This is a genomic window from Paenibacillus sp. MDMC362 (assembly GCF_003269305.1).
Classification (GTDB): domain Bacteria; phylum Bacillota; class Bacilli; order Paenibacillales; family Paenibacillaceae; genus Paenibacillus_AQ.
Genome location: NZ_QLYT01000097.1, coordinates 1 through 9,284 on the forward strand (window position 1 = coordinate 1; position 9,284 = coordinate 9,284).

The 9,284-nt window shown below is 45.5% G+C and carries 8 protein-coding genes; 5 read left to right on the plus strand and 3 right to left on the minus strand.

The genetic code is table 11. The features are described 5' to 3' along the window. Positions 1-112: 112 nt before the first annotated feature. Positions 113-538, plus strand: a complete 426-nt coding sequence (locus DP091_RS30605; protein ID WP_113061780.1) for a zinc ribbon domain-containing protein — start codon at positions 113-115, stop codon at positions 536-538. 123 nt (positions 539-661) lie between these two features. Here the strand turns inward: DP091_RS30605 and DP091_RS30610 are convergent, their stop codons facing one another. The 3 genes from DP091_RS30610 to DP091_RS30620 are packed head-to-tail and all read right to left on the minus strand — an operon-like array spanning position 662 to position 3,092. After that, positions 662-1,447: an amidohydrolase family protein gene (locus tag DP091_RS30610; protein WP_113061781.1), complete on the minus strand. Its 786-nt coding sequence runs from the start codon at positions 1,445-1,447 to the stop codon at positions 662-664. Between the two features lie 19 nt (positions 1,448-1,466). Then, positions 1,467-1,868 carry a carboxymuconolactone decarboxylase family protein gene (locus tag DP091_RS30615; protein WP_113061782.1) on the minus strand — a complete coding sequence of 134 codons (402 nt, stop codon included), beginning with the start codon at positions 1,866-1,868 and terminating at the stop codon, positions 1,467-1,469. 24 nt (positions 1,869-1,892) lie between these two features. After that, positions 1,893-3,092, minus strand: a complete 1,200-nt coding sequence (locus DP091_RS30620; RefSeq protein ID WP_113061783.1) for an MFS transporter — start codon at positions 3,090-3,092, stop codon at positions 1,893-1,895. 104 nt (positions 3,093-3,196) lie between these two features. Between DP091_RS30620 and DP091_RS30625 the strand changes: the two genes are divergently transcribed. The 4 genes from DP091_RS30625 (at position 3,197) to DP091_RS30640 (ending at position 9,267) form a co-directional block, all read left to right on the plus strand. Continuing rightward, the gene (locus DP091_RS30625; protein WP_113061784.1) at positions 3,197-4,066 is read left to right on the plus strand and encodes a helix-turn-helix transcriptional regulator; all 870 of its coding nucleotides are present in this window, start codon (positions 3,197-3,199) and stop codon (positions 4,064-4,066) included. A 173-nt stretch (positions 4,067-4,239) separates the two neighbouring features. Continuing rightward, complete coding sequence (locus DP091_RS30630; RefSeq protein WP_113061785.1) at positions 4,240-5,796, plus strand: extracellular solute-binding protein; 1,557 nt, start codon at positions 4,240-4,242, stop codon at positions 5,794-5,796. Continuing rightward, positions 5,778-7,616, plus strand: a complete 1,839-nt coding sequence (locus DP091_RS30635; protein ID WP_258394760.1) for a sensor histidine kinase — start codon at positions 5,778-5,780, stop codon at positions 7,614-7,616. The genes DP091_RS30630 and DP091_RS30635 overlap by 19 nt, the downstream gene beginning before the upstream one ends. A gap of 37 nt (positions 7,617-7,653) precedes the next feature. Next, positions 7,654-9,267 carry a response regulator transcription factor gene (locus DP091_RS30640; protein ID WP_113061786.1) on the plus strand — a complete coding sequence of 538 codons (1,614 nt, stop codon included), beginning with the start codon at positions 7,654-7,656 and terminating at the stop codon, positions 9,265-9,267. Positions 9,268-9,284: the final 17 nt, after the last annotated feature.

The following is a 9,284-nucleotide window of genomic DNA, read 5'->3' on the forward strand; positions in this document are numbered from 1 at the left end:
CCGAGCTGCTTCCTGATTCGCTTCGTGATCAAAAGCGGACTTTTTGAACAACCTCTTATAGGAATAAAATAAATACTGCTTCAAACGGGTGAATAGAGAGGGGAGAGCATACTTGAGTTTTTTTGATAAATTTAAGGCCGGTGTGTCCGACGCCGGAAACAAAGCCAAAACGCTGGTGGAGATCAATCGGTTAAAGCTGCAGAACAACGGTAAAAAAAGCGACATCGATGAACAGCTTCTGGAAATCGGCAAGGTTGTATTTGCTGCAACCGAAGCTGGAAAATGGCCGCCTGATCAGGAGAGTATTCAGAGCTATGTGGCCAAGATTCATCAATTGAATTTTGAAATCGAACAAAATCTGCTTCAAATCGCCAATCTTACGGATGAGAAGGTATGCAGAGGCTGTGGGAACAGCTCTGCTATGAACGCTAAGTTTTGTGCCCACTGTGGCCGTACGTTCGAAGTGATCCAAGTGGGGTCAGAAGAAGAGAGCGATAACCTTCTGCTGATGGAAACGAATAAAGAGGATCTTAAATAATCAATCATTTGTGACATAATTGCACGGCCAAACTAAGAGCATAAAAGGCAACCCTAGGTTTCCAAAATAAGGAGAAGCCAGGGTTGCCGTTTTGTTTAAGATCATTTATGAGTAAGAAAAAAGTTAAATATTTAAAAGGTTGACGATATTTCCTCCTAGTACTCGTTGAATGACTTCATCGCTTGAAGCATGACGTTCAACCGCCAACTTATTTAAGAAGGGATCACCATAAGGAAAATCGGAGCTAAATAAAGTTTTCTCTGGAAGTTCCTTTATAGCCAAAGATAAAGCATAGGTTGTATAAAACGCAGATATATCTAAGTAGGCGTTCCTAGTTTCTTTTATTAATGCAATGGTTTGTAGCCAATGGGTTCCTCCTAGATGACCATAGATGACAGGTACATTCGGATACTTACGAGTTAAACTGAATAATTCTTGAATATCATTTAAGTTTAATGGGTGGAAGGTATGCACCCAAATTGGGAAGGAACTGTAATTACTAGCTGCTTGGAATACAGGCTCAAGTAATTTAATTTGACCTGTGCCAAGAGTAAATTCTCCAAGCCCTTTCATTTTATGATCTTTTACAATCATCTCAATCCAATGGTTCAGTTCTTCAGAGGAGCTTGAAAGGGGAACCAATCCGAATCCAATAAAGCGGTCAGGATATTTTATAACAGCATCTTTTACTTCTTCTAGAGCTCTTAAGCGTGCTTCTATGGGATTTATTTCGTTATTTAAAATTTGATTCAGTATATCCATTTCTTGTATAAATTCTTCGTAGCTCTCACTTTTTTCTGGATGAACAAGTGTAGAGAATAATATCGTTTTATCTATCCCGCTTAAATCCATCATTTCAATCTGTCTTTCTGTAGGTAGAACTACATGGGCATGACTATCAATAATCATCTTGGTTCTCCTCCCTCCATTAATTAGCTGATATCTGATTTCGTCTATTAGTAAATACTTCGGTAGCTACGCTTAAAATCGTATTTAAAGCTACAGGGAAGCCCGCATAAATTAACATTTGCATCATAGCCTCCACAATTTCCTCTTCCGTCCATCCAACATTTAAAGCTCCGTTAATATAAAATTTTAATTGTTCTGTATTTCCTAAAGAAGTTAAGCCAGCAACAGTCGCAAGAAGACGAGATTTTAAATCTAATCCTGGTCTAGAAAAGATTTGACCGTAATTAAATTCCACAGCCAAAGTCCCTAAATCAGGCGATACGGAATCTTTAAAGCTATTCACAATATTTTGATAGTTATCTGGATCGATTTTTGCTAATACTTCCAATCCTTTTTTATAGTTTTCTGTATTCCCGGACATAGAGATTACTTCCTTTCTCGGATGCTATACTTTTTTACTATCTTGTTTAGGCAAGCTGATTAACGAACTAAAAGCAATCCCTATCATCAGCATTCCTACTATACATACTCCGTACCAATGCCATTTACTCCAAGCAAGTACACCTAAGTATGATCCTAATGCTCCACCTAAGAATGTACAGACCATGTATAACCCATTCAATCTATTTCTCTTTTCGGGAGATAGCTGAAAAATAGCAGCTTGACAAGCAACTTGATTTGCTTGTGTTCCAACAGTCACTAATAGTGCACCAAGGATTAATCCTGGTAACCGATATCCTAAAAAGATTAAAATTAGAAAAGCGATTAAAGAAATAAACATACATAAAGCATTAGCAAATTCAGGTCCTTTTTTATCAATTACTCGACCGATAATAGGAGTTGCAAAGGCTCCTGCTATTCCCACTAGGCCAATTAACCCTACCATGGCACTTCCAAAAGAATACGGAGAAGTACTTAATAAAAAAACAAGTGTAGTCCAGAAGGCGCTAAAGGAAGCAAATATCATTCCTTGACTAAGACAAGCTCTTTGCAAAGCATTTTCTCTTATAAATAACGGGCCTAAAGATGCAAGCAATTTTTTGTATTGTAGTACATGTTTTCCTGTGCTTTTTGGAAGATACATTGCAATTAAAATGATGATTATAATTGTGCTTGAAAAAGAAACCCAATACATTGATCTCCATCCAAAATGTGAATCTACAAAACCGCCAATAAATCGTGCACCTAAAATTCCGCTTACTAAGCCAATGGCTACACTCCCTAATACTTTGCCTCGGCTGCCTTCTGGAACTAAATTAGCAGCAAGAGGAACAATGATTTGAGGAACAATTGTAACAAATCCAAGAATGAAATTTGCTGCAATCAGCCACGTTACATTCATCGATAAAGCAGCTGCTGCTAAAATAACACATACAGTAGATAATAAAATTAGGATCAATTTTCTTTGTTCAAAAATGTCGCCTAGTGGTACCAATAAAAGATTTCCAAATGCATATCCTACTTGTGTTAAGGTAGCTACGATTCCTATACTGGTTTCAGAAACATGAAAGGTATTTGCCATACTCACCAAGAGAGTCTGATTTAAATACACGTTAGCTACTGTAAAGCCACTTGCAGCAGCCATTAAGAACACGAGTCCTTTTGTAAGTGCAGGCAATAGCTCAGCTTTATTATTGAAAACCATTTAACTCACCTCCTTCATTTATTAGAATAGGTGAAGGTCTATAATGGGAATAGGAGTGTATTTACACTATTATTACAACTACCACCTTTGAGGAGAGGGAATATATGTTAAGTGATAAAGAAAGAAGAAAAGAACTAGGAGATTTCTTAAAAACACGACGGGCCCGTTTATCACCTCGAGGTTTTGGTTTACCCGTCGGGCCACGGAGAAAAGCGGAGGGACTGCGCCGAGAAGAAGTAGCTCAGCTGACAGGGATAGGTATAACTTGGTATACCTGGTTAGAGCAAGGGCGTGATATACAAGTATCTTCAGAGGTATTGGAGGCTATTTCGCGTGTATTCAGGCTAAATGAAGAGGAAAAAGAGCATCTGTTTTTATTAGCAAATCAACCGCTGTTACATAAGACTGGAAGCCCTCTTATTGAAGGTGTAAATACTAACTTACAAAATTTACTGAGTCAATTAGAGTACTGCCCTACCTATGTAACAGACGAAAAAATGAACATCGTAAACTGGAACAAAGCTGCCGCTGTAATTTTTGGCGACTTTGATAAAATGGATGATCGAGATCGCAATGCAGTTTGGCGTTGCTTTACATCTAAAGTATATCGAGAGCTATTTCTTAATTGGGAAGATCATGCCCAACGCTTAATTGCTCAATTTCGTTTAGCGTACACACGTTTTGTGGGTGATGAGTGGTTTAAAGGTATGATTCAAGAACTCACCGATAAGAGCCCTGAGTTTCGTACTTGGTGGACCAAGCATGAAGTTTTAGGTACTCCTTGCGGCAAAAAAACAATTGTGCACCCTTTAGTTGGAGAAATGATTATGGACCATATTACTCTTCAGGTGTATGATGCTCCTGAGCTAAAATTAACCATTTATCAGCCTCGACCAGAGGGAGAAACAGAACAGAAGATGAGGAGCTTGCTAAGTAACAACGTTTCAAGTAGAACTCCGGCGTCTCTAATATAAAGCAGAACATATTTTGAAATAGTAGCAATAAAGCTGTCCCAAAGGGGCAGCTTTATTTTATCTCAATTTGAAGGAAGCCGCATTTAATTAAAGAATGATTATAATGATGATCTTACTCACCATAAAATCGTTATATAGTAATATTAGCTTACTAGCTGAGGGAGTGAGGACAAATGCCGATGAACAAGGCCTGTAATGATGAGTTATTTCAACATGGGAATCGAAGGGTGTCAAGGCTGCTTAAAGGTAACGTTCTATTGCTTCCCGTCTGTGTATTTCTGATGCTCCTTGCTGCCGGGTGTAACAGTACGGACTCTGAGGGAGAACATCCGCCGGAGAATCAACCGAAGAGCGCATCCATCAGCATCGTCATTTCCAGTCTCGGAATGACGTTCCCCGCCGGGATGGACGAGAATGACAATCCGTATCTGAATTACATTGAAGAGCGCACGGGGCTTGATATCGGAGTCAATCTTCCGCCGCCTGAGGTATACAACGAGAAGCTGGATGTCATTATGTCCTCCGGCAACTTGCCGGATATGCTTCATACGTACGAACCGGTGTGGTTCGACAATTATGTCAAGCAAAAGGCATTTATGCCGCTGGATGAGTTAATCGACAAGCATGGTCCCCATCTAAAAGCGAAAATTCCGCCGGAGGTCTGGGATCGGGTTCGATATGGCGGTAAAATCTATGCGGTGCCGAGCTTGAATGAGGTGACCGGGGCAGAGCTGATGTATGTGCGAAAGGATTGGCTTGATCGGCTTGGGCTGGAGCCGCCCGAAACGCTGGAGGAATATTACGAAGTCATCCGTGCCTTCACGCTCGATGATCCGGACGGCAACGGCGTGCAGGATACGATCGGCCTTAGCCTGACATCGAATCTGGGCAGGTCTTCTCCGTTCTTCGGCGCCTTCGGCACGCAGCGGAATACATGGTTTGAACGGGACGGACAGCTGGTGAACGGAAGCATTCTGCCTGAAACGAAGGAGACCCTTGCGTTTTTTGCCAAGCTGTATCAGGAGAATTTGCTTGATCGGGAGTTTCCTCTTAACCTGCAAAATAATATGTTTGAAAAAATAGAAAATGGCACGGTGGGCTTGTTCTCTGCAGCATGGTACGACACGCGGGGACCGATTGCCGCCAATATGAGCAAAGACCCGGAGGCTGTATGGATGCCGCTTCCGTATCCCACGGGACCGGACGGATCTAAAGGGGTTGAAGGCAAGGATATTATCCGCGGCTACAATGTCATTCCCGCCGAATCGGAGAAAGCAGCCGAAGTGATTAAGTTTCTGGACTTTATCGCCAGTGACTATAAGACGCTGAAGCTCGGCTTCGAGAACGAAATCTGGCGTTGGGAGGACGGGGCGATTGTTACGGATTTTGCGCTTCACGACAAGCATTTGTATCGTGGCATTTACCAGTCGCTTGTTGATGTGCCGGACCAATTGCTGTTTAAGGAGCGGCTTGACTCCCTAGGCGATTTCAATCTATACAACAACTTGCAAATGATTAATCAGCATATCGTTCCTAACGCATTCTACGGAGTTCCCACACCTGCCATGACGAAGTACAGCAATAAGCTAAAAAATCTGGAGGATGTGTTTACGAAGATCATTATGGGGCTTGAACCGCTGGATGCCTTCGATGATTATGTGAAGACTTGGAAGGAAGAAGGAGGAGATGAAATCACGAAGGAAGTGAATGAATGGTACTCCAAACCATGATGTCGGCGGCCAAAAGAGGGAGGGATCGAATGATTGCGTTGTTTCGTTGGATCCGGGATCGGTTTTCGCAAAATATTCAAACCCGCTTGACCGGTTATTTTCTACTGATGCTGCTGCCGCTGGTCATCATCAGCCTGTTTGCGGTGGAACGGTCCCGGGATATTCTCTATGAACAGGCGGTCGAACGTACGGAGATGGCGCTTTCGTCGGCGATGAATCATTTTGATCTGGCGCTGCAAAACGTGGAGGAGATATCCACCCTGATTGCAAGCGACCCTGGAATGAATGAGCTGCTGAACAAAAACAGCACCAACTTTTCTCCTCAATCGATCGTGGATTTCAAGCATATTTTGGATCAGTTATCGAATTCGGTGTCGGTGAACAGGTTTGTATCCCAAATTACCGTGTATCATCGGGCGTCCAACAGGTTTATCTCTACCCATTACGGAGGCAAAGAGCTGACGGGCGAGACGCAGCAGGAATGGCTTGTCGAAGCTGCCCGGAAGAACGGAACGGGGATTTCCTACGTGATGTCGGAATCCCCAGTGGCGGAGGGCATCACTTTTGGCCAGATGACGAATACGGACAGCGTCTCCTTGATACGGGCCATGGACCTGTACAATAGCGAGCGGCAGTCGAACCTGCTGGTGGTGTCTTTTAACAAGAGCAAGCTGTTAAATATCATCAAGACGCTGCTTCCCTCCGAGAACAGCCGTATCGCCCTGTTGAACGAAAAGGGAGAAGTGGTAGTGGAGACTGGCAGAGTGCATGAGGATAACATTTCTGACAAGGATATGACCGTAACGATTGACTCGGATTACTCCGCATGGCGCCTCGCGCTGGTTCAGCCGAAAAGCGAGCTGTACAAAGAGACCGATCAGCTGCGCCTGTTCACGGTTGCGATCATCGGGCTGAGCATCCTGCTGGCCATCATTATTTCATGGGTGGTTTACAGCGGAATTGCCTCACCTGTGTTGAAATTGTCGCGCGGGATGAAGCGGCTTAGCAGCGGGGAACTGAATATTCATGTCGATACCAAGCGGAAGGACGAGTTCGGTTTTCTCATCCAGTCGTTTAACAAGATGGCCGTCGTGCAGAAGCATCTGATCGAGGATCATTATGAGCAGCAGCTGCGATTAACGACGACGGAGCTGAAGTTTCTGCAATCCCAGATCAATCCGCATTTTCTATATAATACACTCGATTCGATATACTGGACGGCCAAAAACTACGATGCGGATGAGATCAGCGAGATGGTGATGAATCTGTCGAGGTTTTTCCGGTTGAGCCTGAACAAGGGCAGGCAGGTGTTCACGATTGAGGAGAGCATCACCCATCTGCACTACTATTTACGAATTCAGCAGCTTCGTTTCATGGACAATTTCACCGTGGATTATCACATTTCGGAAGAGAGCAAGGACGTTCCGCTCCTCAAGCTCCTGCTCCAGCCGTTGGTGGAAAATGCCATCATTCACGGCATGGAAGGTAAGTCCTCAGGGGGGAGCCTGGTCATATCCAGCCGGATCGAACAGGGGCAGACCGTGGTCATCAGCGTACAGGATAACGGGCCGGGGATTGGGGAAGAACGGCTGCGTTATATCCAGCATGAGCTGGAGATGATGGGTTCCCGCAGTGTGCCGGCGTCTTCCCAGGATGAGGAGCATGTGAAGGATCTGTTTGGCCTTCGGAACGTGCTGAGCCGAATGAAGCTGTATTATGGCAGGGAAGCCCAACTCACGGTTCACAGTGTCTCAGGCGAAGGCACAACCGTCACGATCACCATTCCGCTGGACCGCTGCAAGGAAGTTAACCTGAAGTAGGTAATCATATATAGATCGCTCGAAAGGGAGGACCTGAATGAATCTCATGATTGTGGAAGACGAACCCCGGCTGCGTAATGCACTGGCTTACAATATCCCGTGGGACAAGCATGGAATTGAAGTGGTGGGTATGGCGTCCAACGGTGTCGAAGCCCTTGAGCTTGTAAGCCGGAAGAAACCGGATATCATGCTGATCGATGTGCAGATGCCTGAAATGGATGGACTCACGCTCCTCGGCGAGCTGCGATGCCGGCAGGACATCAGCCGATTGACGAAAATGATCATTCTGAGCGGACACGACAACTTCGAGTTTGCGCAGCTGGCGCTGGAATACGGGGTGTCCAAATATTTATTGAAGCCCGCCGGCGAAGAGGATATTCTTGAAGCGGTGCTTGAAGCGAGGCAGCAGCTGCGGGAGGATTTGGAGCAGTGGCAGCGCAAGGCGGCGTTGGAGCAGAAATGGAAGGACAATCTTCCGCACCTGCAAAATCTATTTTTTATTCAATGGGTGAGCGGCAAATATGCAAAACAGGATGTTCTTAACAAGAGCAAGGAATTATATATTCCGTTGCAGGAGCATGACCGTATTGCGGTAGCTGTGGTCGAGCTGGACCCGCTGCCCGAGGATGAGACCCGGTTTCAACGGGGAGATGTCGAGCTGCTACAGTTTACGATGCAATGCCTGGCCAAGGAGCTGCTGTCCCATCCCTCACTCTGGATCACGTCGGATTCCGGGAGTATGCTGTTGATGGTGTGGATCGTGGAGGAAAATCAAGACGTCAATGAAGCTATGCTGCGGCTGAATGCCGATGTATCCAAGCTGCTCTCCCAGACGAAGGAAGTGCTGAAGTTGACGGCAAGCGCCGGCATCTGTGCTTCTATCGGGGCGATTGAAGATATGAGCCTTCTGTATGCGCAGGCATGCCGGGCGCTTCAGGACCGGGTCGTGTACGGACACGACCTTGCGATTCCTTACCGGGAGCAGCTCCAGCGGGATATTCAGGGCGTGATCGTGCAGCAGAATCTGGAGAAAACGCTGGAGATCGCGCTGGAAACGGCCGACGAGACGAAAGCGTTGGAGGCGCTGGAAGGGTTATGGGAAGAAGCTTTCTCCAGATCCGAATCCTCGGACGAATTTCATGAGGCGGTTCTGTACATGAACAGCTTCTTTACCCGGATGATCCAGAAGCAGGGCTGGACGGTAAAAAAAGTCGTCGGCGAGGATGTCGAATATTTTCATAACGTCAAGCTGCTGAGCACCAAAATGCAAACCTGGTCGCTCTTGGAGCGCACGGTGAAGCATATCGTCTCCTTTATGAGCGAGCAGCGTAAAACGACGAGCAATCAGGTGGTGAAGGATATTCTGAACCTGCTTGAGGAGGAGATGGATCAGGAAATTACGCTGCATACGGTGGCGGACCGGCTTTATGTCAATTCGTCCTATCTTAGCCGGCTGTTCAAGCAGGAGATGGGGGTTGTCTTCTCGACCTATGTGCTGGAACGCAAAATGGAGCGGGCCAAGTCGCTGCTACAGGAAGGACTTAAGGTGTACGATGCCGCCCGGCTGGTCGGGTACCGCGATGTCAGTTATTTCACCAAGGTGTTTCGGAAGTATTGGGGGGTGAATCCGGGGGAGTTTAAGGGTACTTGATGGGAATCGGCTGGGGG

What these genes read in the sequence shown, in the direction of transcription:
- DP091_RS30630 (WP_113061785.1), top strand. Translation starts at nt 4,240, where the DNA reads ATGCCGATGAACAAGGCCTGTAATGATGAGTTATTTCAACATGGGAAT.
- DP091_RS30610 (WP_113061781.1), bottom strand. Translation starts at nt 1,447, where the DNA reads ATGATTATTGATAGTCATGCCCATGTAGTTCTACCTACAGAAAGACAG.
- DP091_RS30635 (WP_258394760.1), top strand. Translation starts at nt 5,778, where the DNA reads ATGGTACTCCAAACCATGATGTCGGCGGCCAAAAGAGGGAGGGATCGA.
- DP091_RS30640 (WP_113061786.1), top strand. Translation starts at nt 7,654, where the DNA reads ATGAATCTCATGATTGTGGAAGACGAACCCCGGCTGCGTAATGCACTG.
- DP091_RS30625 (WP_113061784.1), top strand. Translation starts at nt 3,197, where the DNA reads ATGTTAAGTGATAAAGAAAGAAGAAAAGAACTAGGAGATTTCTTAAAA.
- DP091_RS30620 (WP_113061783.1), bottom strand. Translation starts at nt 3,092, where the DNA reads ATGGTTTTCAATAATAAAGCTGAGCTATTGCCTGCACTTACAAAAGGA.
- DP091_RS30615 (WP_113061782.1), bottom strand. Translation starts at nt 1,868, where the DNA reads ATGTCCGGGAATACAGAAAACTATAAAAAAGGATTGGAAGTATTAGCA.